A 23851-nucleotide genomic window follows, 5' to 3' on the forward strand; every position below is an offset into this window, starting at 1 on the left:
ATCACTTGGTCGCCTTGACGATCACCTTGCCGAGGACGGTCTCGGATTCGCCCTGCACCTTCGCCGACAACGTGACCTGATAGCGGCCAGCCATCGGCAAATCGGTCTTGAACGCGTAGACGCCGGGCTCCTTCGACGGCAGCGGGGCGACCGCGGACTCCATCTCGGCCATGCCGTCCGGAGCCATGTCCACGCGCGTCTTGAAGATGACCGCATCCGGCACCGGCTTGCCGGTCTGCTTGTTGGTCAGGCGAACGGACAGCGTGACGTCGTTGCCTTTCTTCAGGTCCGGATTGACGGGCTCGAAGGCATAGTCGCCGGCGCCCGCCATGGCGGCGGAAGCGACAAGCGAAAGGGTGGCGGCAACAGCCGCGGTGCTCAGTTTCGAAAGCATCGATTTTTCCTCATGATCTGTTCTCGGCCGTGGCGCCGTCAGCGCGCACGTCAGTCGTCGTCGCACGCAGATGTGCTGCGCGCGTCGCGTCTTGCGAGATCAGACTCGAGGAGGTCGGAAGGGAGGACTGCCGCCGCGGACGGAGACGACCTGATCGGCGGGAATGGCGACCTTGCTCGCGGGAATGGCGAGAAACACGAAATCAAGGGCCCTGACGTCGTCGAGCGCGAGCGTCCCGCCGGCGCAGCAAAAACCCATTCCGCATTTATGGCTGCCGGCGGGGGGGCTCGTTCCCTTCATGTCGTGCGGGCAGCACTCATCCATCGACATGGCGGCGTCGCCGCTCATGTGCATGCCCGTCTGCATGTCATCTGGCGCCATCGCGAGGCCCGCAGCCGACGTGCCGACCGGCAGCATCGCCAGCGAGACGGCGATCGCGAATGCCAGGATGGTACGGACGAACCGCATCGTTAACTACTTACCTCTCGGACCGGGACAGAGCCTGATTAGCATATCCCGGCCCCGGATACAGTCCTTGATCCCGGTCAAGCATCCGTGAGCTGACGTTTGCCGCGGTGTCACAGGCACAAAGTGGACCCGAAAGCCATTTTTTAACTATGATTTCGGTGGTTGCTCTATCCGTCCTCGATGCGAGGCGACGCCTGCGGAGGCCTTGCCCGGTCTGTACGAAGCAGCATCAGCGCAAAGAATGCGGAAACCGAGGCTAGCGCGCTGATCCACAGCGCAGCGCTGCCGATGTGCTCCACCATCAGTCCCAGTGTCAACGGCGCGACGGCACCGGTTAGTCGAGACGGGAGCGAAATCATGCCGACGCGCTTTCCGAATCCGAGGGGTCCAAACAATACCAACGGCAGGGTGCCACGCGCAATTGTGATGATGCCGTTGCCCGCTCCGTAGAGGACGGCGTAGACCGGCGCGAAGAAAGAGCCACCTGCGATCAGCGCGACAACACCGATCGGATTCATCAGAGCCGCCAGCCGCGCCGAGAGAAGCGGATGAAACCGGCCGAGCCATCCGGCTTCGATAAGACGAGCGCCGACCTGGGCAGGACCGACCAATGTTGCTGCGAGCAGAGCTTGAGCGGGCGTCGCTCCAAACGCCACCAGCATCGAGGGCAGGATTGCCGAAACTCCAGAACTGACGAAGCTTGCCCCCGCAAACATGTAGGCGAGCACGCCCATCGCAAAGGTCTCGTTTCGGCGCTCGGCAAATCGGCTCGCGCCTGAAGCGGATTGAGAATCCTGTTCCAGCGGCATCGCACGCGGCAACGAAAGATTGAGCGGCAGCGCGAAGCAGATGTGGATCGCTGCCCAGATCGGGCAGGCCACACGCCAGCCGTACTCGGCATCCAACCAAGTCGTGAGCGGCCAGCCGAGAGTGCTCGCGAAGCCGGCAATTAAGGTAATGCCGGTGATCGATTTACGAGCGCCGGTGCCGTGGATGCGGGCGAGCGTCGCGAATGCCGTCTCATAAAGACCCATGCCCATCCCGATCCCGAGCATCATCCACGCCGCGATCAGCACCGTCACGCCGTGAGCAGCGGACAGCAACAGTAAGCCTGTCGCAAAGACGGCATTTGAGATCGCCAGCAGACTGCGTCCCCCAAACCTGTCGATCGCATGACCGACACGCGGGCCAAGAAGCCCCGAGAGAACGAGCGCAGCTGAGAGTGCCCCGAACACGTAAGTCGGCGCGAGATCGAGATCCCGCGCAATCGGCACAGCGAGGATGGCCGGAAGATAGTAGCTCGACGCCCACGCAATGGTTTGCGTGGTGCCGAGTGCGACGACGGTGCCGAGCGGGCCTGTGGCTCGGCGCGCGAAGACTTGCTTCATGAACAGCCACACCCCGAAGCGCCTGACGCCTTCGCCGTTTCGTCGGCAGCGCAGCAGGCCGACGCTTCCTCCTTTGCTGACCCGCCGCAACATCCCGACGCGACAGCGAACTCGACGCCACCGCGCGTGCAGACGCCGGTCTCCGGCAGCACGAGTTCAACTCTTGCCGCGGCCAGCTTGTCGCCGGCGATATCGGCCGCGATCGAGCGGACCTGCTCATAGCCGGTTATCATGAGAAAGGTCGGCGCGCGACCGTACGATTTCATGCCGGCCAGGTAGAACCCGGGCTCATCATGCGCGAGCTCGCGCGCACCGTGCGGGCGAACCGTGCCGCAGCTGTGCTCGTTGGGATCGATGAGAGGCGCCAGGGCGACTGGCGCGTCGATCGCCGGATCAAGCCGCAGGCGCAGTTCCGACAGGAACGAAAAGTCGGGGCGAAAACCCGTCGCAACGATCAATTCGTCCACGATCACGCTTCGCGCACCGCAGCAAGAGCCGGCCGCGAGTCTCAGGCGGCCTTCGGATTGCGAAAGGAGCGAGACGGCGAATTTGGTCTCTACCCTGATTTTTCCGGCGGCGACGAGCGCGGCGAAGGCGGAGCCCAATTCGCCACGTGCGGCCAGCTTGTCGTTGCGGCCGCCGCCGAAGGCCTTCACGGGATCGGCGCCGCGCAACAGCCAGATCGGCTGCGTGCCCGGCACCTCATCGGCGAGATGCACGAGTTCGATGAGCGTGCCCACCGCGGAGTGGCCGGCACCGAGCACGGCAACGATCTTCCCTGCATATCTCGCACGATCCGCGCCCCTCACGTCCGGCATACCGTAGGCGACGCGGTCAGCGCGCTCTTGCTCGCCGATCGCCGGCAAGCCGTTGCCGCCGGCGGGATTGGGCGAAAACCAGGTGCCGGACACATCGATAACGGCATCCGCGCGCAGGACTTCGGGGCCCTTGCCGTTCTGGTAGCGGATTTCAAAGAGTGCTTGCTCGCGCCCTTTCGTCTTCGCCTTGTCGAAACCGACGCGGCTGATCGCCGTGACGCGGCTCGACGTGCGGATCGTCTCGCGCAGCGGCGTCCGCGTCGCGAGCGGCGTCAGATATCGCTCGAGCAGTTCGCCGCCGGTTGGATAGGACTGCGGGTCCGGCGAATTCCATCCCGTGGGCGCGAGCAGGCGCGCCGCGGCTTTGTCGACATTGTATTCCCATGGCGAGAACAGCTGGACGTGCTGCCACTGGCGGACCGCGTGTCCGGCTTCTGGCCCAGCCTCCAGCACGATGGGCGACATCCCGCGTTCGAGCACGTGCGCGGCGGCGGCAAGGCCGACGGGACCTGCCCCGATGATCGCAACCGTCTTTTCATCAGCCATCTTACTTCTCCTTTCTTTCTAGAACTATCGAATAAACTAGCCCGAAAGAATCAGGCCGCCGTTCGCTTATCCCCACATTCGGCTTCGTCCGCGCAGCACTCCGCCACTAGGAAATCGACCAGGCCCCGCATCGCATCGAAGTTCGCGTGGCAGATCAGCGTCGTGGATTCGCGAACCTGACTGACAAGCCCGACCGAGACCAAAGTCTTGATGTGATGCGAGAGCGTTGATGCCGGGATCTTCAGCTTGTCCTGCAGGCGACCTACGGGCATGCCGAGCCGGCCAGCCCGAACCAGAGCCCGATAAATCTGGAGCCGCGTCCGGTTACCCAGGGCTTCCAGGCGTGATGCTGCGTCATCGATCTTCATGACCGACACCATGCGCCGGGTCACTTCCGTTGTCAACCGTATTTCTAGAATATTGGAAATATCGACTAAACTCAAGCCGTCCTAACAACACTTTCCGTGCTGCTGGATCGACGGACAAGGGATCGATCCGTACGAGCAATAGACGCAGCAATCGCCACTCTTGGGCTTGAGGCGTGTCCCGCAGGCTTTGCAATCGTAGAAGAACTGACAAGCGTCAGTCGGCATGGTTTCGGCCGAAGCGTGATGACAGACCGGGCACGTAATAATCGAGTGGGTTTGCATATGAGTATCGTATTAAATCCAGGGCAAACTTGGCCACTCCGAAATTTCGATTGACGTACCCCATTATTTCCATAAATCTGGATATATGGAAACCGAAGAAGCTGTCCTCGCCCTCGCGGCCCTGTCTCAACCGACCCGGCTGGAGGCTTTCCGGACGCTGGTCAGACATGAGCCCGACGGCGTCGCGGCCGGAGATCTTGCACGCCAGCTGGAGGTCCCGGCGAATACGCTTTCGGCGCATCTGTCGATCTTGACGCGCGCGCGCCTCGTGACTTCCGAGCGGCAAAGCCGGTCCATCGTCTATCGCGCCAACCTCGCCGAATTCCGGGACGTTGCGGTGTTCCTGCTTCGGGATTGCTGCGGCGGCCGGCCGGACGTTTGCGAGCCGGTCGTCGAAAGCCTGCAAGCCTGCTGCTTGCCAAAACGAAAGGAGCTAAATCGTGCCTGACCAGATCTACAATGTCCTGTTCCTGTGTACGGGCAATTCGGCCCGCTCGATCCTCGCCGAGTCGATCCTGCGGAAGGACGGCGCCGGTCGCTATCAGGCCTTCTCCGCCGGCAGCACTCCGAAAGGCGCAGTACACCCGCTGGCGCTGCGCACGCTCGAAAGCATGGACTACCCGGTTGACGGAATGCGCTCGAAGAGCTGGCTCGAGTTCGCTGCTCCCGATGCGCCGGTGATGGATTTCGTCTTCACCGTTTGTGACAATGCCGCCGGTGAGGCCTGCCCCATCTGGCCGGGACAGCCGATGACCGCACATTGGGGTATCGAGGACCCTGCCGCCGCCGAAGGCACCGATCTGGAAAAACAGGCGGCGTTCGTCACTGCATTCCGCTATCTCAAGAATCGGATTGATACTTTTGTGAACCTCCCGCTGAGGAGTATCGATAAACTTTCGCTTGGTACCAAGCTGCGCGAGATTGGCCGCTCCGAGGGCGCAACACATTCAACGCCGAAGGCCGGGTGATGGACACGTTCGACCTTTCGCGGCGCCTTGCGGCCGAAGCGCTCGGCACGGGTATTCTCGTCGCCACCGTTGTCGGCTCTGGCATCATGGCGGAAACGCTGACCAGGGACGTCGCGCTTGCGCTGCTCTGCAATACCTTGCCGACCGGGGCCATCCTGGTCGTACTGATCACCGTGCTCGGTCCGATCTCCGGCGCGCATTTCAATCCGGCGGTCACGCTGGTCTTCACCGGCAAGCGCGAGCTGCCGGTGAACGAGGCCGCGCTTTACGTGATCGCGCAGATCGCTGGAGGCATCGCCGGAACAATGGCTGCGCACCTGATGTTCGGACTGCCGCTGCTCGACTTCTCGACGAAGGTTCGGACCGGAGGACCACAATGGTTTGCCGAGGCGGTCGCTGCCTTTGGGCTGGTTGCGACGATCCTGGCCGGCATTCGCTTTCAGAGGACGGCCGTCCCCTGGCTGGTCGGCCTTTACATCACAGCGGCCTACTGGTTTACGGCCTCGACCTCGTTTGCCAATCCTGCCGTCGCAATCGCAAGGTCCCTGACGGACACTTTTGCAGGTATTCGCCCCGGTGATTTGCCCGGATTCATTGTCGCGGAGCTCTGCGGTGCGCTGGCCGGCATGCTGTTGATGACTTGGCTGCTCGGACGTCCCCGGGCGCGCGGCCCCGTCCCAATCGCGGAGACACAAACATGACCGTGACGATCTACCACAATCCGGATTGCGGAACCTCGCGCAACACACTCGCCATGATCCGGCAGAGCGGCGTCGAGCCTGTTGTCATCGAATATCTCAAGACGCCGCCATCGCGCGAAACGCTCAAGCAACTGGTGGCCGCGATGGGAACCACGATCCGCGAGCTGTTGCGCGAGAAGCGGACACCGTACAAGGAGCTCGGGCTCGACGACCCCAAGCGGACGGACGACGAGCTTCTCGACGCCATGATGGCGCATCCGATTCTGATCAACCGTCCGATTGTGGTGACGCCAAAGGGCACGCGTTTGTGCCGTCCTTCCGAGGCCGTCATCGATCTCCTGAGCAATCCAATCGGGCGGTTCGTGAAGGAGGACGGCGAGGTGATCGAAGCCCGATAGGCTCACGTTGTCCGTGCATCGGTCCTTCGACCTAATGCTCCCCGCACCGGCAGTTCTCGTAGTCGACGGGATCATGGCTGTTGAAGATCGTCACGCGGTCGCCGTGGCCGAGCTTCAGCGCGCGCAACCGTTCCTGATTGGCGATCCGCGCCTTCCGGTCCATGTCGGCGCGGCGCTGGAAATAGCCGAGCACCAACGGCATGCGCGGCGATGCCTCGAGCTGGCCGTGATGGAAATAGCTGTCGCCGGCATGCAGCAGCCATCCGTCGTTTGAGCGCACCGCGATGCCACAGTGGCCGAGCGTGTGCCCGGCGAGTGGGATCATCAGGACGTCCGCTTCCTTGTCACCGAGCGCACGAACGCCCTTGAAGCCGAACCAGTCTTCGCCGGCCTCGTCGTAGAAATTCCAGCCGGGCCCGTGCTGCCATTGCCCCGTGACATAGCGGCCTTGGGGCGGTGCCGGCTTGCGCAGCACCGCCATGTCGTATTCGGCGCGATGCACATGGACCGCGGCATGTGGGAAGTCGGGCACACCGCCGGCGTGATCGCGGTCGAGATGCGTCAACAGCACGTGGCGCACGTCGGCGGGCGAATAGCCGAGCGCCTTCACCTGCTGGACCGCTGTCTCGGATGGATCGAGCTTTGGCGCAGTCTGCCTCAGCCAGCGCCGTCCCAGCCGGTCGGGCGCTGCGATATCGCCCAGGCCGATGCCGGTATCGACCAGCGCAAGCCCCTCACCGGTTTCGATCAACAGGCAGTGGCAGACCATGCGCGCGCGCGCTGGAACAGGCCGCCGGTGCCGTTCACCAGGCGGCGGCCCATGGGACACATCGTGCCGGTGTTGAGATGATGGATTTTCATGGAAGATCCTCGCGTTGTCAGCAAGGCTTCTTGCCATCGTCCTATCCATAGGTAAACTATCAACTATTGATGATATCTCTAGGACATACCTATGGACATCCGCGAGCTTCGCTACTTCGCCGCCGTCTACGTTGCGCGCAATCTCACCGCGGCTGCGCGCGCATGCTTCGTATCCCAGCCGTCGATTTCCACCGCGATCACCAATCTGGAGGCCGAGCTCGGCACGACGCTGTTCATCCGGCACAAGAAGGGCGTGGCGCCCACCGCCTCGGCCGAGCAGTTTCACGTCCTCGTCCGCCGCATCATCGACCAAGCCGATGCTGCGCGCAGCCTGTTCCGGAAACCTAGCACGAAGACCACGCTGACGCTCGGCTTGATGCGTACGCTCGACGTGCCCCGGACGATCGCGCTGCTGAAGCCGCTGACGGCGCGCGCGGACATCGCGCTTCGCCTCGTCGGCAGCGACGAGCGTGCCGATGCACGGATCATCTCGAAGAGCATGCTGCGCGCAGATGAGCATTTCGTCGCACTCTGGAGCGAGCGCTATGTCGCCGCCTTGCCGCCGTCGCACCCCCTCACGCTCAAGGACAAGCTCAGCGCCGCCGATCTCGCCGACGTTGCCTTGATCGACCGCTGTCATTGCGAGAGAAGCGAATTCTTCGGCCGCACCGCGCAACGCCGCCAGCCCGCGGCAATCGCGCAATCGGAGGACTGGGCCATGGCGCTGGTTTCGGCCGGCGTCGGCATCGCCATCGTTCCGGAAGGCGTGGCGAAGGGCAATCCGGACGTCGCGGTCCGCGAGATCGAGGTCAAGGTCAGGCGGGAGGTCGGGCTTGCCTATCGCGCGTCGGCGCCGCTGGCGGACGCGCTGAAGGATTTTGTCGCGAAGTTACAGAAGCCGCGACGCAAGGCCGACCGAAGCAGGCGACGGCGCTGAACGGAGCTATCCCAGCAAGCCCTTCAAGCCGGCGAAAATGGAGCCGACGGCCGTCGCGGCGATGCCGGCCAGCGGGCCCACTGTCTGCATGAGGTCCTGGATCAAACGCGCCCGGCGGCGCAATTGCTCTTCGCCGACATGCTGTCCAAGGAAGCGCGCCATCCTGAAGGCAAACGCGTTCGGCTTGCCTCCCTGCGCAAGCACATGCGGCAGCACCTGGAAGATCAGGACGCCCAGAATGTTTCCGGAGACAAAAGCGAGCAGGATGCTCGATCCGTATTCAAACACTTCGCGCCATTCAACCCACACCGTCGGCAGAATCGGGACACGATCGTGGATCCCGGTGACCGTCAGCATTGCCAGAATGCTGGCACTCGCGGCCAGGAACGCCAGCAGGAACGCTCCCATCGCCGAAACCCTATGCAGGGGATAGGCGACGAACCCGAACAGCAGGGGCACCGCAATCGAGGCAATCCGCAGCGGGATCGGGGAGAGGTTGAAAGTGATGGTCACGAGGATGTGCGCGAGCGTTAGCAGGATCGACGGAATGACGACATACAGAACCGCATGCGTTGCAAAATATCGCAGCGGGTTCCTGTATCGCTCCAGCCGGGCATTGGCCCGGTCAAGATCGCGCCTCAGTTTATCCAGCTCGGCAACAATGCCGTTGATCTCGACCAGCGTCGGGCGCACGACCCTTAAATCGCGCGAACAGTGCTTGCACGCGATGGCTTCGTCCTTGATCGTCTCGGCGCAGAACGGACATTCCATCGTCAGGGCGACTTCCGGCGCAGCATGATGGCCTCGATCTCGCTTCTGGCCCGCTTCAGCTCGTCACGCAGCTCATCGCGCTTGCGCAGGAGATCGTCGCACTCCGCGATCAGCGTCGCGGGGACGGCGATGTCGCGCGCGCAGGACGCGCAGACCAGCGCACCATCCGCATTCACGGATTGGCAGTACGGACACATCACTTGGGCGCGACCTTCAGGGTGAAGATGGCCGTGCCCGGCCGGCCGTCGCTATCCTTGATATCGACCCGAACCGTGTATTCGCCGGGCGGCAACTCCGCGTCCTGCATGTTGATGCCGTCGGACTGGACAAACGGCTTCACCCGCGGAGTGAGATCGACATTCGGCGTGCGAAGAAACAGCACCTTAACCGAGTCCGGATCAATCTTTGCCCCGCCATACGACTCGAACTTCAACACCAGCCGCATAGGCGAGCTGACGGAGTCACCCGGCGAGACAAACTCCACCTTTGGGCCGCGCATGATGCCGCGCCGGTCCGCCGCAACCGCGCCCTTTGGCGGCGGCAATTTGGCCTCCTCCTCCGTGATCAATGGCGTCGCCCGCGATGCGCCCGAAAACAGCAGACCTGCAGCAATAAACCCAAGCAGAATGTGACGCTTCATTATGAATTCACCCATTCCTCACCTACCCTCACCTGCAATCAACGTACGCCGCCATCGCCGATGATGGTGTACGGCGCCCAGAACAGCGGATGCGCATAGGCAAACTCGGTCTTGCCTTCGCTGCCCAGATAACCGGGGCCGTCGACAAGGGCCATCATAGCCTCGCGCAACGCTTGGCTCCGCGACAGCTTCGGATCATCCGCCTGGCGCTTGAACAGGTCGGTCACCAATTGCCGCGCCGATTGCGAATGCACCGACCAGTTCGTGACCAGCAACGCGCGCGTTCCGGCGTAGAAGAACGCGCGGCCAAGCCCCGATGCCGCCTCGCCACCAGCACCAGCACCTGCACCGGTGTTGCAGGCCGACAGGATCACCCAGTCGGCATCGAGCTTGAGACTCAGAATCTCCTCCATGGTCAGGAGGCCGTCGCCGCTCTCTCCGGTCACCGCCGGGGATGACAAGGCAAGCGCCGGCTGCGTCAATCCATTCAGTTCGCCGGGGACGAGACCGTGGGTCGCAAAGGCCAGGATCTTGAATCCGGAAAGATTCATGGTCTTGACGGCGCTCTCGGTCGCGCTCTTGCCGAGAAACAACACTTTCGAGGGATCCGCCTGCAGGGCTAGCGCGATCGACTTCAACTCATCCGCGGTGTCGGGAAGGCGGGGCAGCAGACCGAGCTCGGCACTGTCCACACCTTCCAGCTTCGGACTGTTGCGCCGCTTCAGCGGCACGCCGCGCATCACGCTTGCGCTTGCGTCGGCGACCTGGACCTTGGCCTCAACGGCTTCCGCCTCGGCCTGCTGATCGCTGTTAAAGTAGGGATCGCCGAATGCCACGAGATCGCCCCGGCCGGGCTTGCCCGGCGGCAGTTGGCGCAGCGTGCGCAGGGCCGCCGCCGACGGGACTGTCGACACGGCATGGGTTCGCGCCAGCCATGGAACGTTGCGATAGCCGATGAACAGTGGATCCTCGTCCTCGGCCACCTCCGCCGGTGCCGTCGGCAGCAAGGACAGCGGCAACAGGCCGAGTGCGCCGTTGGTCACGACAATGAGGTTCTTGGCCGGCTTCCATCCGCTCTCGACCGGCCTCAGCAACAGCTCGTACAATTCGTAGCCGAGCTTGAGGTCGAACGGCGGAATATCGGAGATCATCGCGGCCTGCGGCTCCAGCGCCTCGCGCAGCTTGCGAATCTTGGTCTCGATGTCGCCGATCTTCGCCTTGACCGCGGCGAATGCCACCGGTCCAGACTTCGGCACGGCCCAGACGAAGCTGCCGCTCTGACCGAAATAGAAGGACAACATCGCCTCGCTGTCGCCGAGGGTGGCGCGGATCTCGGCGACGCTCGGGGGCTTCGGCGAGACGAGATCCGCGTAGGTTGGAAACTTATGCTTGATTTCCTGGCGCGCCTTGTCACGCTCTTGGCGCAGGGCCATGATCTGTACCTGGATCTGCTGAACGCCCTTCTCGTCGCGTTCGGCAGAGGGCAGCGCGAGCACGTTGTTGAGCGTGCCGAGCTGGGCGTTGACCTGCTTGGTCAGGTCCTGCTCCTTGCGCACGAGCTCGGCCAGCGCCGGGTCCTTTGCGGCCGCACGCGCGCTGGAGGCCGCAAGCGCCTGCTGCACCGACCGGCCGCGGATGGCATCGGCGAGGCCAAAGGTTTCCTCGCCGATCCCGCCGGCTCCGTCGGAACGCCCGAGCAGCAGCAGGTAACTTTCGACGATCGCCTGCAGCCGCTGACTGCGCGCGGCCACCACGCTCGTGTTCTCGTCATCGGCATTCTCGTTGGCGCTCGCCATCAGCACCGGTATGGCCGCCTTGAATTCACGGATCGCGTCGGCATCGCGCCGCGCCCGCATCAGACCGACCGCCAGCGTGCCGCGTGCCGAAGCGGTATCGAAATGGTTCTCGCCGACGCGGCCAATCTGCTTCTTCACCAATTGCTCGGCGGCGGCGATGCCTGCGTCCAATTGCCCGGCGCCGTAGAGCGACATGATGCGGGACGGGTTCAGCTCGAATGCCTGGCGGCGCTGCGGCTCCCACTTGGCGATCGCCTTGTCGATGCTCGCAAACATCTCGCCCGCTTCAGCGTTCTTGCGCTGAAGCGTCAGAATGCCGGCAAGCTGCGAGAACAATTGCACGGTCGCCTGCGAGTCCTCGGGCACACCGACCGTCTTGTTGATCTCCAGCGCGACACGGCCGAGCTTCTCGGCTTCGTCGTAACGGCCTTGATCGACCAGGATGCGCGCCAGCCCCATCACGAAGCGCGGCGTGACGGGATTGTACTTGCCGGTGTCCTTCAGGCGCGACAACAGCGCACGGCGCGCGTCGACCTCGGCTTCGGCAAGCCTCCCCTGCCTTGCCTTCATGCGGGCCTGATTCAGCACGATGCCGTCGATGGCTTGCAGCAGAATGGTCTCCGCCGGCGGGTTGTCCGCGTCGAGGACGGCCTTCGTGCTCGACCGCTTGCGCAGCTCCGCGGTGCGATAGGCCGCCTCGGCTTCGGCAAACTGGCCGCGCGCCTCGAAGATCTGGGCACGAGAAATCTCCAGCTCACCTTCCCAGCTCTGGCCGAATTTGGCATAGGACGACCGCCAATTGGGATGACCGCTGGTGCGCGCTTCCTGAATCGCGGTCAGGCTGCGGCGCAGATACGCTTCGGCCTGCGCCACGTCGCCCATCTGGATGAGAACGGACGCGATCCCGCGGTTGGTATTGAACTGCAATCCCTTGGCGCCCGGCATGCTGGCCGATTCGCGCAGCAGCCTTTGCATGATCTCGAGCGAACGCTTCGGATCGCCCGCAAGGGAGTGCTGCAGCGACTGGAGCTGCATCATCCGCCCGAGCATGTTCGCGCTGACGAGTCCGCGGCCCACGTCCACGGCCTTGTCCGCATCGGCGATGGATTCGGCGAGCCGGCCAAGCTGCGCGCGCGCATTGCCGCGATCGAAATAGAATTGCGCGAGGTCCTGGCGCGATTCCTTCCCCGTGGGCGCGTCGTCGGCGTCCGACCTCAGCTCTGCCAGCATCTTCTCGTCGGGCTTCTCGCCGTCGAGGACAGCGGAGATGTCGGCGATGCTGCGCGGCGGCGCGACGAAGCCCTTCGGCAAAGCAGCCGCCGGATCCAGCTTGGGCGCCACCTCCTTCGGAGGCTCGACCGCGACGTTCGCGCGGCCGTTGGCGGCGTTGAGGGCCGCCATCACGCAGGCCCTGACCTGAGGCGTAGCCTTGGCGCGGCAGGCTTCGAGATTGGCCCCTCCCGCTGGACCGCCGCCGGCGCGCATGCATGCCTGTACGATCGGCTTGCCGACCGTCATCCGGCAGTTCTCGAGCGCCGCCTCCTTGGTCAGCGCGGCGGCTGAACCGGTCGTTCCGAGCAGAATGGCAAGTGCCAGCAGCTTCCGCGGCAGGGTGAATTCCAGATGGGTTTCAAACGGATTTGTGGCGTCTAAGCTCATCTTGAAAGACCTTTGGACAAAATGACTTGATGCAACGAAATAATCCTATCCCTATGGCTTGGGAGGACAAGTACCAATCAGTGCGGTATCACAATATGCTCGAGAGAGTTAGCGGCTGCGGCAGGTACCGGTTGCCAACGCTCATGCGCCGGGTCGACGCACACTGCGCTGGTTTCAGGATTGGTCGCGGGCTGAGGCATGGGTCATGCGTGCGCGCTGGAGGGCCGGAATGGACGACCGACGTCTGGGGTGGTGCCGATGCCATCTATCGCAGGCGAGGCGGCAATAGCAGACGGGCGCAATCAGCCGCGAACGCTGACCGAGCGACCGTAGACAGGCTGCGCCGCGACCGGCGGGTTGGCGGTCTGGGCGGCGAGTTCGCCGATGAGACGATCGGCGTCGGCGGCCATGCCGTCGGGCGCCTGGATCACCAGACGCTCCAGGGCCCAGCGATAGGACGCGACGCGCTGCTCCAGGCACTGCTGCACCCACTGCACGATCAGCGAGTTCTCCTGCATGCGCTCGACCGCGTCCGCCTTCTCCTTCGGCGAGAGCTCGGAGACCCGCGCCATGCTGGCATTGCGCTTCTTGTCGAGATCGATGACGCGGATCGCTGAGCCGAAGAACGGCTCGAAGCGGGTGATGTCGTTGCGCACGTCCTCGATCAGCTGCGCATAGCGCGAAGAATGCGAGCGATGCGGCTCGTCGATCAACGTGCGACCGTACATGGTGCGATCGAACACCACCTTCTGGCGCCAGGGCGACGGCAAGGCCTTGTAGTCGCCGAACACGCTTTTCCAGGCCGGCCGCGACAGCGGCGGCTCGATCAAGGGATAGGCGAGGTCGCGAAGCTGGCGCTCTTCGTCGGTGAGCTGGAATTGCGACGGCTTCAGGCCGACGCTGGCGGTGACCTCGGCCCCCAGCCAGCGATGCATGTCGTCGCTGCGCATGTCGGCGCGGGTGCGACCGAAATCGCCGCCGCTACAGGCAGCCAACATCGCGCCTGACAGCGCGAGCAGGATGGCCGACAAGAAAGGCCGGATCTGGCGAATGGGTCCCGGCATTGCAAAAAGCCGGACGTCAACGGCGGCGACGACGGCGCCCCGGCGCTGTGCCCGCTTCCGGCTCGTGATCGCCACTGGTTTCGTCCGCCTCGCGCTCGATACGGATCGCGGGAAGGATCAGGATCGTTCCCATTCCGGGGCGCGGTGCGACGTCCCCCGACGAGCCCACCCGGCGACCGACCGGAAATTCAATGATGGTCCCCATGTCAGCTCTCTTCAATTGCCGCGCGACCAAGCGCGCTTCTGCAACATGGGCTCATTAAGATCAGTTCATGGTTAACGGGGTGTAAACATGCGCACTCGGACCGTAACCGCACGGGCGCGCCCTAAAGTCCCGTTGCGGCACGACAACGGCCCAAATGATGCGCCTCGTTTCACGTCTCGTTTTCCTTAACGAGGCTTTAAACGAAGGTGCGATAGGCTGCGGCAACAGTCTCTTTCAAGTTGCGTACGCCTCCATGACCAAGTCGCCGTTTCCCGGATTCGACGGGCTGATGACCCTCTCCCGTCGGGAGGGCGTCGACATCCGTCCGACCCTGCTGCGGGTGCTGACCGACCTCTATGTACATGCGAGCAGCCACAGCGAGGACGAGCAACGCCAGTTCGTCGAGCTTGCCACCCGGCTGATCGACCAGGTCGACGACGCGACGCGCGCCGCCGTCAAGGCACGGCTTGCGATCTACCCATCCACACCCGCTCCGATCATGCAGAAGCTGGGGCTGACGGCCGCCCTGGAGGGCCGCAGGGTTCCGCTGGCGCGGGAGATTCCCACACCGCCTGCCCCCGCCCCCGCCCCGCTCCGCGCACCCACAGAGGCCGAGCGGCGCATGGCCTCGAACATGGCGATGCAGCCGAAGGACGCGGCCGAGATCCATGACCTGTTCTTCCGCGCCGGCCCATCCGAGCGCGCCCAGATCCTGCAAGATCTGGAGCAGACGCCGCTTAAGGCAGCCCCGCGGATTCCGACGGTGCGCGCCAGGCGCGCAATCCAGATCCTGGAAATGGCGTCTATCGCGGGCGATGTCGAGAATTTTGCCTTCGAGCTCGGCGATAGCCTGATCCTGCCCTCGCGGGTTGCAACGGAGATCGTCGACGATCCCGGCGGCGAAGCGCTCGCGGTCGCCGCCCGCGCGCTCGACATGCCGAGCCCGAACTTCCAGCGCATCCTGTTGTTCTTCAAGCCGGAGATCGGCACGTCCGTGAACAGCGTGTACCGCCTGTCGCGGCTCTATGATCGCCTCAGCGAGCGCTCCGCGCTGATCATGCTCGCCGCCTGGCGCGGTTCGACGTTGGCCGTGACGCGCGCGAAATACCAGCCGTCGCTGCATGACAGCGAACGCCAGCGCGCGCGCGTCAGCGCGCACCAGCCGCGGCCGGGCGTGCAGCCCGGCTCCGCGCCTGCGGTGCGGACGGGCACGGACGGATCAGACCACTAGTCAGGTCTTCGCCAGCTCGAGGAAATGCCGTCCCGCGCGGTCTTCGGTTTCGACGATCCAGGCATCCGGATCGAAGCGGACTTCCTTGGTCAGCCGCTCTTCGACGGCAGGCTCAGGAAGCGGCTGCGGCGCGGCCGGCACGAAGAAGCGATCGACCGGCCGGCCCTCGTCATAGACGGTCTGCGGCGCCGGCACGTACAGCATCGCATGGCCGTCGAGCAACGAGACCTTGACGAACACCGCGCCCGCCTCTTCGGCGCCGCGACGGCGCACCGCGCCGAACACACCTTCGGTCTGGCACCGGCGCAGATAGGCCGAGACCCAAATGTTTGATTTCAATCGCATGAGGCGGACGATAGGCCAGTGCTGCAATCGGCACCAGCCTCCACGCACCAATGACGATCACTCGACGGGATGGCCGATCGCGACCCCGAGCTCGCGCAGCAGGCGATCGGATACCTGACCCGTGACCTGCATCTTGTGCTCGCGCTCGAACTTCTGGATCGCGGACTGGGTCTCGCCGCTCATCGTGCCCGTGACCTTCAACTGGCCATAGCCATATTCGGACAGCGCGCGCTGCACGCCGGAGATGCGCCGCGCAGCGGGGCTTTGCTGCACGGGGATCGGCGCCGGTGGACGCGCCACGGCGACGGAGGGCGATGTCGTGGCCTTGACCAGATTGGTCATGGCATCGCCGGATCGCGGCGTCGACGCGGTCGCCTCGACGGCCTTCTCGGCCGCTCTCTCGGCAGGTTTGGGCTCAACGCGGAACTCGGTCGCCTTCGGCTCCAGCGGCGACGTATCGGCGCCGACGGGGCGCGGGCGTGGCAAGGGATTCGGCTGCGGAACGGACGACGGCATGGGAAGATTGATCACGGTGCCGAACATCGGCGCCGGATGCCGGCCGGTCTGAAGGAACAGCGCATTGGCGACGATCGCGCTGACGGCCGCAACCGCGACGAGCCCGGCCAGCGTGTCCTTGGGGCTGTGCAGCAGGATCCGCATCACCAGATTGCGCTCAGTCTCGACATCGATGACCGCAGCCTTGGCGCCACGGCGGCGCGGAGCAGCTTCATCCTTTGCAGACTTCTTAGGCACTTTTCTTCACCAGCGCAGGTTGGTCTTGGAGTTGGTCTTGTTCCTGACGCAGCACCGTCGTCAGCGTAGCGATCTTGTTTTCGGCCGCCTTCCTGTCGGGCGTCTTGGCCTCCGGCGGGGTGTAGACGAGCGGCAGTCTGACGGTGACGGCAGTGCCCTCGCCGAGCCTGCTTTGTACCGTCAATTCGCCGAGATGCAACGCCACCAGATTCTTCACGATGGAAAGTCCGAGGCCGGTGCCTTCGTGGCGGCGCTGATAGGTCTTGCCGGCCTGAAAGAACGGGGCGCCGATACGCTTGAGATCGTCCGGCGCGATGCCGACACCGGTGTCGCTGACGCGCAGCGTGAGCTGCGAACCCGATACCGCCGCGTTAACGGTGACCAGACCGCCGCGCTCGGTGAACTTGATGGCGTTGGCAACGAGGTTGAGCACGATCTGCTTGAAGGCGCGCGGATCGCCGGTCATCACTGGCAAATCCTGCGGCGCATCGGTGATCAGATCGATGCCGTTTTCCCGCGCCTTCAGCGCCAGCAGATTGCAGCAGTGCATGAGCGAGGCGCGCGGCGCGAACGGCTCCGACGCAATCTCGAAATTGCCCGATTCCATCTTCGACATGTCGAGAATGCCGTTGACGACGGACAGCAGATGCTGGCCGGAATCGTTGATGAGCTGGGCATATTCCTTGCGCTGAGCCGCCCCTAACATCAAGGTCTGCTCCTGCGCGATCATCTCGGAGAAGCCGATGATGGCGTTGAGAGGCGTGCGCAACTCGTGGCTCATGGTGGCGAGGAACCGCGTCTTGGCAGCGTCGGCCGACTCCGCGGCGCTACGTGCCTGATCGAGAGCCTGCTCTCCAAGCTTGCGATCGGTGACGTCGCGCATCACGGCGACGACGTCGACCTCGCCCACGAATTTCCGGTCAAGATTCTGCTGGTCAAGATTCTGGCGACCCGGATCCAGCTCGAGCGGCCGGCAGCGCATCTCGACCCAGATAAAGTCGACCTGACCGCGCTCAGGAGCGGCCTTTTCCTGGCGCAGCCGGAATTCGACGCTGCGAACGTCGCCGCGCGCAGCGTCCGATAGCGCAGTGAGATAAGCCGGGCGATCGGCGACGTGGACGCGGTCGAATAGACCGTGGCCGAGCAGTCGGGCGACGGGCAAGCCGAGCATGCTCTCGACCGCAGGCGAGATGAACTGGACCGCGCCGTTGCGCTGATGCCGCGAAATGACGTCGCTCATATTGCGCGCAAGCAGGCGATAGCGGTCTTCTTCGCGCGACAGCAGCGCAACGCTGGTGCGCGCAAGCGACTCCGCACCGAAGGCGAGGCCCGCGGCGTAGAGCGTCGCCGACGCGACGCCGAACGCCATCAGCGCGCCGCGTTCTGCGGCGCTGGTGTCGCCGGGCAACCAGCCGAGCTGGCTGACTAGGATCAGGATCCCCGCACAGGACAGCGCAAGCAGCGAGGCGAAGGCCGCGACGCGGCGCGAGGCCGACAGCGCGGCTTCCAATGGAACCACGACCAGCCAGATCGCAGCGAACGATTCGATCCCGCCGGTCGTGGCCGCGATCGCCATGATCAGGCCGGCGAGCGCCAGCGACGACAATACATGCGCACCTTCGTAGCGGCCGGTGCGCGACAGGAACCAGGACAACAGGATCGGCGCGATCAGCCAGGCGAAGGCGGCAACCTCGATCGCGCTCGGCGCGCCGCGCATGGCAAGATAGACCGGAAATGCGGCAAACGCCGCCAGGCTTCCGAGCAGCCTCGGCGCCATGAAGGCACGATGACGCGCCCGCGTCAGCGCATCGTAACGCGCGGAGGGATGCAGCAGTGCATCGAGACAATCGCGGATGATACTCAAAACTGTCACGGGTCTCGCGCTTCGGCTCAATCGTCTGGAAGACGCGCCAGAACGCCTCCTTATCGTCGAGCCACCGTGTCAGAGCGACCTTAAACGAGTGCTAAGGCCGTCCGGCCTGCCGTCGAACCCCCGCGCCATCACGCACCATTTTAGATAATTCGACGAGGTCTTCATCGGGGATGGTGAACACAGGGTTTCGCGCCCGGCGTCATGGTTTCGAATTGGTAGACGCGCGCGAGCGGACGATCACAGGCGGGCGCGTCAACCGAAAATTTACAAGGCTGCCGATTGCAAAGAATTTTGCGCAAATTTTCCGCGAATTAAGCGGAAGGCAATCACTTGCGATTTATCGAGGATTGCTAGGTCGGACGCCTGCGGGGATCGCCGCGGCGGGATCTAACATAACAGGTCGCAAGATGCGCTTTCTGCTCCGCATCACATTCTGGCTCGGGCTGGTGCTGGTGCTCCTGCCGCGGGACAAGACGCCTGAATCGGACAAGCTGCCGCAGATCGGCGCCGCCGATGCAGTGCAGGCTGCGACCGCGGCCGTCTCCGACGTGAGCCAGTTCTGCAAGCGCCAGCCGGCGGCCTGCGAGGTCGGCGGCCAGGCCGCGACCATCATCGGCCAGCGCGCGCAGGACGGCGCGCGCAAGATCTACCAGATCATCAACGACAAGAAAGAGCACATCACCAACGACAAGAACGACAAGACCGATAAGAACGACAAGAAGGCGCCCGACCACACCGGCTCGATCGCGTTGGCCGGCGACGGCGACACCGCATCGAGCGAGACGCCGCGCGATACCCTGACCCAGGACGACCTCGCGCTGGAATGGCGCGGCCCGCAGGGCGCGAATTAGGGCCCAAACCCTATCGATTTCACGCGCCTGCGTCCCTATATTGGTCTGAACGGGAACCCAGGCCAGCATGACGACAATCGACGAAATCAGGGACAATTTCGAGCTTCTGGACGAGTGGGACGACCGCTACCGGTACGTCATCGAGCTCGGCCGCACCCTGGAACCGATGCCCGAGGCCGAGCATTCCGCCGCAAACAAGGTGCAGGGCTGCGTCAGCCAGGTCTGGCTCGCCAAGCACATCGAGCGCAGCAACGGCGCGCCGCGCCTGAAATATCTCGGCGACAGCGACGCGCATATCGTGCGCGGGCTGGTGGCGATCGTGCTCTCGCTCTATTCCGGCCGCACGCCGCAGGAGATTCTCGCGACCGACGCCCTCGCGGTGTTCGACGAGTTCGGCTTTCGCGACCACCTGACGCCACAGCGTTCCAACGGCCTGCGCTCGATGGTCGAGCGCATAAAGACCGACGCAAAAGAGGCGCTGGCGGAGGCTTCGTGAAGACCTCCTGGTGAGCACTGCGTAGGGTGGGCAAAGCGAAGCGTGCCCACCGCACGGAGCGCGATCGATGAATGCTGGTGGGCACGGCGCAAGAGCGCCTTTGCCCACCCTGTACCCTGCCGAACGCCGGCTTATGACAAGGCCCGACTACTTCCGCTTCCGCTGCTGCTGTCCCAGTCCCATCTTCTTCGCCAGTTGCGAGCGCGCCACCGCATAGTTCGGCGCGACCATGGGATAGTCGGCCGGCAGGCCCCACTTCTCGCGATATTGTTCCGGCGTCATGTTGTACTGGGTACGCAAATGGCGCTTGAGCGACTTGAACCGCTTGCCGTCTTCCAGACAGACCAGATAGTCCGGCGCAATCGACTTCTTTAGCGAAACCGCCGGTTTCGCCGGCTCGAGCGGTGCCGCTTCCGTGCGCCCCGACGAGACCCGCACCAGCGCGCCATGCACCTGGCTGATGAGGTTCGAAATCTCGGCGGCCGGCGTTGGATTGTTGCTGAGGTAGGCCGACACGATGTTCGCCGTCAGCTCGATGAAATTCTTAGCCCCGGCATCCGACATGGACCCGACCTTTCTCCGCCTTGCGTCTGTCGCATCGGATTGACGACGCCAAAGTATTCCGTGTCAACAATACGTTCGGCTGAACCGTGACGACTGACCAATATGAGCCGATGACTGGTGAAGCTGTACGAAGACGACGCTTTACTTGGCCTGCGGGCTGCTCAAGACCGCTGGTCGAGATGGGCGCGCAGCTCGTCGATCGAGGCAAAGCGCATCATGCCTTCGGGCATCTGCGCCTCGATCGAGCCGTCGGAATAGAGCGAATAGGCCATGCCATCGACAACGCCGGATTTCAGCACGGTGACCTGCGGCTGCTCGGCCGGCGGTAGCTCCGGTTCGGGCTGAGGCGGAGCGGGCTCGAAGGTCGAGGGGGTACGCGGCGGCGGGCGCCGCGCCACGGCCGGCTCCGATGGCCGGGCACGGTCCTGCTTCGGCCAGGCATCATCGAAGCTCGCAGGCGGGACCTCCGGCGCAGCAGGCTCCCCGGACTCTTCAGGCAGTTGCGGCGGCAGGCCGTCCATCCCTTTCGCCTGCGCGCGCTCGCGCTCCTTGCGCGAGGTCGAGGCGAACAGCAGATTGCGCCGGCGCGGTACTTCGGCCACCGGCGGAGGTGCTTCCGGCTCTGCTGGGACCTCGCCGCGCGGCCGCTCGCGAGCGGCTGCTTCGCTCTGCCACGGCGGCGGCGCGGCGGTCGATGGCGGCGGTGGTTCGACTTGCATCGCCGCAGCAGGCGTGGGCTCGGTCGCACCCGGCCCAGGCATCGCGAGCCCCGAGGGCAGTACCGGCCGGACCCGAACGTCCGATGGCGCCGTCGAACCGGCCAGCCGGCAAGCGATACCCTTCAGCTCCAGCGCCACGACGTGGAGGCCGACCAGTAACATCCCGGAGCAGACGCCGATCGTGCCTGAGATTATGAGGGTACTGCCGAGGCTGAAATCCCTGACGGTGTAGCCGAAAAGGACCGCAAGGAGGCCCGCCACAACGGCGACGATCCCCGCGATCAGCAATGCCAAGATCATCTAACCAACCCCCGGCCGCACACCCACACGCGACACCCGTTACGCTACGATACCGTCATACTGTGTTCCTCGCCAACGTCCAATTGTAGGCAGCGTTCCTAAAGGAAAGGATATCAGTGACTTATTCACATTCCCTTCAGCTACGGCCCGCTAGCTATGGCGTGCTGTGGAGTTTCCCGGATTTGCTGCGTCGCACAGGAATTTAGCCATAATGCCCAATTACTTGGTAATGGAACTGCGCTATAGGGAGACCGGGGTTGAGGCTCATGCGCACCAGCAGGGCCAAGAGGGGTTTCCGGGTCACCAATAGCCATGACATCCATCACGACTTCGGCGATCGATACGCCTCTGCGGCGCTCGATCGAACGGACTTGCGACGATCTCGCCATGCTGGTGCTGGCCGCGGTCGCCGTCACCGCGGGTTTGACCTTCCGTGACTATGGGCTCGGCTGGGACGACTACACCCACGCCGAATATGCCGACCTGCTGCTGCGCATGTTCGGTTCCGGCTTCAAGGACACCGCGGCGCTCTCCTTCGCCAACCTCTATATGTATGGCGGCGGCTTCGACCTGGTCGCGGCCCTGCTGCACAAGATCATTCCGCTCGAGCTGTTCGAGACGCGCCGTCTGGTCGGCGCCATCGTCGGCGTGATCGGCCTTGCCGTGACCTGGCGGCTCGGCCGCCGCGTCGGCGGGCCGCTGGCAGGCCTCGCGGCGCTGCTGCTGCTCGCGCTCTGCCCGATCTTCTACGGCCACATGTTCATGAATCCGAAGGACGCCCCCTTCGCGGTCGCCATGATCATCCTGATGCTGGGCCTTGTCCGGCTCGCCGAGGAATATCCGCAGCCTTCGCCGCGCACGATCCTGATCGTCGGCCTCGGCGCCGGCCTGGCGATCGGCTCGCGCATTCTCGGCGGGCTCGCGCTGGTCTACGCCATGATCGGCTTCATCCCGCTGTTCCTGGAGGAGCTGCGCACCGAGGGCCTTCGCGAGTCGGTCCGCCGCTTCGCCCATGTCGTCTATATCCTGCTGCCCGGCCTCGTGCTCGGCTACCTCGTGATGGGGCTGATCTGGCCCTGGTCGATCATGGAGCCCGGCAATCCGTTCGAGGCCTTGACCTACTTCTCGCACTTCTTCGAAAAGCCCTGGAAGGAGATGTTCGACGGCGCGATCGTGTCCGTGCCCGACATGCCCTGGTCCTATCTGCCGACGCTGTTCGCGCTTCAGCTTCCGGAGGTGATGCTGGTGCTGATGGTCGGCGCCGTGGTCGGCACCTTCGCACTGCTGCCGCGACCCGACGTCTCGGGGCGCCGCAAGACCATCCTGCTGATGCTGACGCTCGCAGCGACCCTGCCGCTCGCGATCGCGATGGTGAAACGGCCGGCGCTCTACAACGGCATCCGCCATTTCGTCTTCGTGATTCCGCCGATGGCGGTGCTCGGCGGCGTCGCCTTCGGCTGGGTCATGGAGCGCCTGCGTGCCACCCACCGCACCTGGCAGCCGGTCGTGCTCGCCACCTTCTGCTTCGGTCTTGCACTGCCGCTCGCCGAGATGATCCGGCTGCATCCCTATCAGTACACACACTTCAACCACATCGCCGGCACCGTGCGCGGCGCCGACGATCGCTTCATGCTGGACTATTGGGGCCTGGCGCTGAAGCAGGCCTCCGACGAATTGCGCGAGCAGCTGATCGAGCGGCAGGAAGTCGCGCCGGGCAATCGCAAATGGAAGGTCGCGGTGTGCGGCCCGCAGCGGCCGGCCCAGGTCGCGCTCGGGCCCGACTTCACCATCGGCTGGGATTCCAATGCGGCCGATTTCGCGATGACGCTCGGCGAGTTCTACTGTAAGGGCCTTACCGCGCCGGTCATGGTCGAGATCAAGCGCGACGACGTCGTGTTCGCCCGCGTCTACGACATCCGCGGCCGCAGCATTTCCAGCCTGCTATCGATCCCGGCGCCGTAATATTCTTCTTCGCCGTAGTGCCGTAGTGCCGTAGCCCGGATGGAGCGAGTAGAGTCGAGGAGAGGCGCGGTGACTTGGGCCGTGCGGCAACGTCCCGTTTCCTCTCCCCGCTCATCAAACCGGACGTGCCGATTTCCGGCATCCGGCTTTCCGACTGGTTTCATCACATGGCACGCGGCAGCGGCCCCAGATGCACGCGGCGGAGCCGCAGCACGCCGGCGGGCCCGAAGACATGGTCAGCGGGGAACCTTCGTGTGCCGCGTCCTTGCACCTTGCACCGTCTTCGCAGGAAGTGTCGCACGCGATCATAGACGTGATTGTCGACCGCCCGGTAGGCCATCAGCCGGGTGCCGTAGCTGAAGTAACTCGACCAGCCGCGCAGAAGTCGGTTCAACTGGTCGCGTACCTCAGGCCACGGATCTTTGTTGCCGGAGACCAGAAGCCCATCGATTTTGCCTTTGAGCCTCTGGACGCTCTTCCTGGAAGGGCAAGC

Annotated in this window: 28 protein-coding genes; 9 read left to right on the forward strand and 19 right to left on the reverse strand. The window is 64.2% G+C overall.

Annotated features, from left to right (window positions below; translation table 11 throughout):
* Window position 1: 1 nt before the first annotated feature.
* From IVA82_RS16885 to IVA82_RS16910, 6 genes are all read right to left on the reverse strand, one after another.
* Entirely contained in the window at window positions 2-394 is a 393-nt protein-coding gene (locus IVA82_RS16885) for a FixH family protein (RefSeq protein WP_247381207.1), read from the reverse strand.
* 99 nt (window positions 395-493) lie between these two features.
* Window positions 494-862 carry a hypothetical protein gene (locus IVA82_RS16890; RefSeq protein ID WP_247381209.1) on the reverse strand — a complete coding sequence of 123 codons (369 nt, stop codon included), beginning with the start codon at window positions 860-862 and terminating at the stop codon, window positions 494-496.
* 167 nt (window positions 863-1029) lie between these two features.
* Window positions 1030-2250: an MFS transporter gene (locus tag IVA82_RS16895; protein ID WP_247381211.1), complete on the reverse strand. Its 1221-nt coding sequence runs from the start codon at window positions 2248-2250 to the stop codon at window positions 1030-1032.
* On the reverse strand, window positions 2247-3614 hold the full coding sequence (locus tag IVA82_RS16900; RefSeq protein ID WP_247381213.1) for an NAD(P)-binding domain-containing protein: 1368 nt from the start codon (window positions 3612-3614) through the stop codon (window positions 2247-2249). Before IVA82_RS16900 ends, IVA82_RS16895 begins: the two co-directional genes overlap by 4 nt.
* Before the next feature lie 50 nt (window positions 3615-3664).
* Window positions 3665-3982, reverse strand: coding sequence for a metalloregulator ArsR/SmtB family transcription factor (locus IVA82_RS16905; RefSeq protein WP_247381215.1), 318 nt, complete (start codon window positions 3980-3982; stop codon window positions 3665-3667).
* A gap of 81 nt (window positions 3983-4063) precedes the next feature.
* Window positions 4064-4264 (reverse strand): GDCCVxC domain-containing (seleno)protein, encoded by a 201-nt coding sequence (locus IVA82_RS16910; protein WP_247381217.1) that lies wholly within the window; start codon window positions 4262-4264, stop codon window positions 4064-4066.
* A gap of 85 nt (window positions 4265-4349) precedes the next feature.
* Between IVA82_RS16910 and IVA82_RS16915 the strand changes: the two genes are divergently transcribed.
* Genes IVA82_RS16915 through arsC form a run of 4 tightly spaced genes read left to right on the forward strand, consistent with a single transcriptional unit; the run spans window position 4350 to window position 6331 of the window.
* Window positions 4350-4712 (forward strand): metalloregulator ArsR/SmtB family transcription factor, encoded by a 363-nt coding sequence (locus tag IVA82_RS16915; protein WP_247381230.1) that lies wholly within the window; start codon window positions 4350-4352, stop codon window positions 4710-4712.
* Window positions 4705-5232, forward strand: a complete 528-nt coding sequence (locus IVA82_RS16920; protein ID WP_247381233.1) for an arsenate reductase ArsC — start codon at window positions 4705-4707, stop codon at window positions 5230-5232. Before IVA82_RS16915 ends, IVA82_RS16920 begins: the two co-directional genes overlap by 8 nt.
* On the forward strand, window positions 5232-5933 hold the full coding sequence (locus IVA82_RS16925) for an MIP/aquaporin family protein (protein WP_247381244.1): 702 nt from the start codon (window positions 5232-5234) through the stop codon (window positions 5931-5933). The genes IVA82_RS16920 and IVA82_RS16925 overlap by 1 nt, the downstream gene beginning before the upstream one ends.
* On the forward strand, window positions 5930-6331 hold the full coding sequence (gene arsC, locus IVA82_RS16930) for an arsenate reductase (glutaredoxin) (protein WP_247381246.1): 402 nt from the start codon (window positions 5930-5932) through the stop codon (window positions 6329-6331). The genes IVA82_RS16925 and arsC overlap by 4 nt, the downstream gene beginning before the upstream one ends.
* Before the next feature lie 31 nt (window positions 6332-6362).
* Here arsC and IVA82_RS16935 read toward each other — a convergent pair whose 3' ends face one another.
* Window positions 6363-7100, reverse strand: a complete 738-nt coding sequence (locus IVA82_RS16935) for an MBL fold metallo-hydrolase (RefSeq protein ID WP_247381248.1) — start codon at window positions 7098-7100, stop codon at window positions 6363-6365.
* A 183-nt stretch (window positions 7101-7283) separates the two neighbouring features.
* On the opposite strand from IVA82_RS16935, the gene IVA82_RS16940 reads away from it, so the two are divergent.
* Window positions 7284-8129: a LysR family transcriptional regulator gene (locus IVA82_RS16940; RefSeq protein ID WP_247381250.1), complete on the forward strand. Its 846-nt coding sequence runs from the start codon at window positions 7284-7286 to the stop codon at window positions 8127-8129.
* A gap of 6 nt (window positions 8130-8135) precedes the next feature.
* On the opposite strand, the gene IVA82_RS16945 is transcribed toward IVA82_RS16940, so the two are convergent.
* From IVA82_RS16945 to IVA82_RS16970, 6 genes are all read right to left on the reverse strand, one after another.
* A complete protein-coding gene (locus tag IVA82_RS16945; protein ID WP_247381252.1) occupies window positions 8136-8822 on the reverse strand; it encodes a hypothetical protein in 687 nt (228 codons plus the stop codon).
* Between the two features lie 80 nt (window positions 8823-8902).
* Window positions 8903-9076: a hypothetical protein gene (locus IVA82_RS16950; protein ID WP_247381253.1), complete on the reverse strand. Its 174-nt coding sequence runs from the start codon at window positions 9074-9076 to the stop codon at window positions 8903-8905.
* 20 nt (window positions 9077-9096) lie between these two features.
* Window positions 9097-9540 carry a hypothetical protein gene (locus IVA82_RS16955; RefSeq protein ID WP_148739599.1) on the reverse strand — a complete coding sequence of 148 codons (444 nt, stop codon included), beginning with the start codon at window positions 9538-9540 and terminating at the stop codon, window positions 9097-9099.
* A gap of 38 nt (window positions 9541-9578) precedes the next feature.
* Entirely contained in the window at window positions 9579-12995 is a 3417-nt protein-coding gene (locus tag IVA82_RS16960) for a CHAT domain-containing protein (RefSeq protein WP_247381255.1), read from the reverse strand.
* Between the two features lie 302 nt (window positions 12996-13297).
* A complete protein-coding gene (locus tag IVA82_RS16965) occupies window positions 13298-14059 on the reverse strand; it encodes a hypothetical protein (RefSeq protein ID WP_247381257.1) in 762 nt (253 codons plus the stop codon).
* A gap of 16 nt (window positions 14060-14075) precedes the next feature.
* The gene (locus IVA82_RS16970; RefSeq protein ID WP_247381259.1) at window positions 14076-14264 is read right to left on the reverse strand and encodes a hypothetical protein; all 189 of its coding nucleotides are present in this window, start codon (window positions 14262-14264) and stop codon (window positions 14076-14078) included.
* Between the two features lie 253 nt (window positions 14265-14517).
* On the opposite strand from IVA82_RS16970, the gene IVA82_RS16975 reads away from it, so the two are divergent.
* On the forward strand, window positions 14518-15495 hold the full coding sequence (locus IVA82_RS16975; RefSeq protein ID WP_247381261.1) for a DUF2336 domain-containing protein: 978 nt from the start codon (window positions 14518-14520) through the stop codon (window positions 15493-15495).
* Here the strand turns inward: IVA82_RS16975 and IVA82_RS16980 are convergent, their stop codons facing one another.
* Genes IVA82_RS16980 through IVA82_RS16990 form a run of 3 tightly spaced genes read right to left on the reverse strand, consistent with a single transcriptional unit; the run spans window position 15496 to window position 18466 of the window.
* On the reverse strand, window positions 15496-15840 hold the full coding sequence (locus IVA82_RS16980; protein ID WP_247381263.1) for a DUF1491 family protein: 345 nt from the start codon (window positions 15838-15840) through the stop codon (window positions 15496-15498).
* A 57-nt stretch (window positions 15841-15897) separates the two neighbouring features.
* Entirely contained in the window at window positions 15898-16593 is a 696-nt protein-coding gene (locus tag IVA82_RS16985) for a peptidoglycan-binding domain-containing protein (protein ID WP_247381265.1), read from the reverse strand.
* Window positions 16586-18466, reverse strand: coding sequence for an ATP-binding protein (locus IVA82_RS16990; RefSeq protein ID WP_247381267.1), 1881 nt, complete (start codon window positions 18464-18466; stop codon window positions 16586-16588). Before IVA82_RS16990 ends, IVA82_RS16985 begins: the two co-directional genes overlap by 8 nt.
* A gap of 407 nt (window positions 18467-18873) precedes the next feature.
* Here IVA82_RS16990 and IVA82_RS16995 point away from each other — a divergent pair, with 407 nt between their 5' ends.
* Both IVA82_RS16995 and IVA82_RS17000 read left to right on the forward strand, forming a co-directional pair.
* Complete coding sequence (locus IVA82_RS16995; RefSeq protein ID WP_247381269.1) at window positions 18874-19317, forward strand: DUF5330 domain-containing protein; 444 nt, start codon at window positions 18874-18876, stop codon at window positions 19315-19317.
* Between the two features lie 67 nt (window positions 19318-19384).
* Window positions 19385-19813 (forward strand): SufE family protein, encoded by a 429-nt coding sequence (locus IVA82_RS17000; RefSeq protein WP_247381271.1) that lies wholly within the window; start codon window positions 19385-19387, stop codon window positions 19811-19813.
* A gap of 147 nt (window positions 19814-19960) precedes the next feature.
* Here IVA82_RS17000 and IVA82_RS17005 read toward each other — a convergent pair whose 3' ends face one another.
* Both IVA82_RS17005 and IVA82_RS17010 read right to left on the reverse strand, forming a co-directional pair.
* Window positions 19961-20377, reverse strand: coding sequence for a MucR family transcriptional regulator (locus tag IVA82_RS17005; RefSeq protein ID WP_148739609.1), 417 nt, complete (start codon window positions 20375-20377; stop codon window positions 19961-19963).
* Window positions 20378-20538: 161 nt separating this feature from the next.
* A complete protein-coding gene (locus IVA82_RS17010; RefSeq protein ID WP_247381273.1) occupies window positions 20539-21396 on the reverse strand; it encodes a DUF308 domain-containing protein in 858 nt (285 codons plus the stop codon).
* A gap of 312 nt (window positions 21397-21708) precedes the next feature.
* Here IVA82_RS17010 and IVA82_RS17015 point away from each other — a divergent pair, with 312 nt between their 5' ends.
* Window positions 21709-23358: a glycosyltransferase family 39 protein gene (locus IVA82_RS17015; RefSeq protein ID WP_247381274.1), complete on the forward strand. Its 1650-nt coding sequence runs from the start codon at window positions 21709-21711 to the stop codon at window positions 23356-23358.
* A gap of 163 nt (window positions 23359-23521) precedes the next feature.
* Here the strand turns inward: IVA82_RS17015 and IVA82_RS17020 are convergent.
* Window positions 23522-23851: group II intron maturase-specific domain-containing protein (locus IVA82_RS17020; RefSeq protein WP_276578786.1), on the reverse strand; the 330-nt coding region annotated here is incomplete at its 5' end.

The organism is Bradyrhizobium sp. 142 (assembly GCF_023074015.1).
In the GTDB taxonomy this organism is placed as follows: Bacteria; Pseudomonadota; Alphaproteobacteria; order Rhizobiales; family Xanthobacteraceae; genus Bradyrhizobium.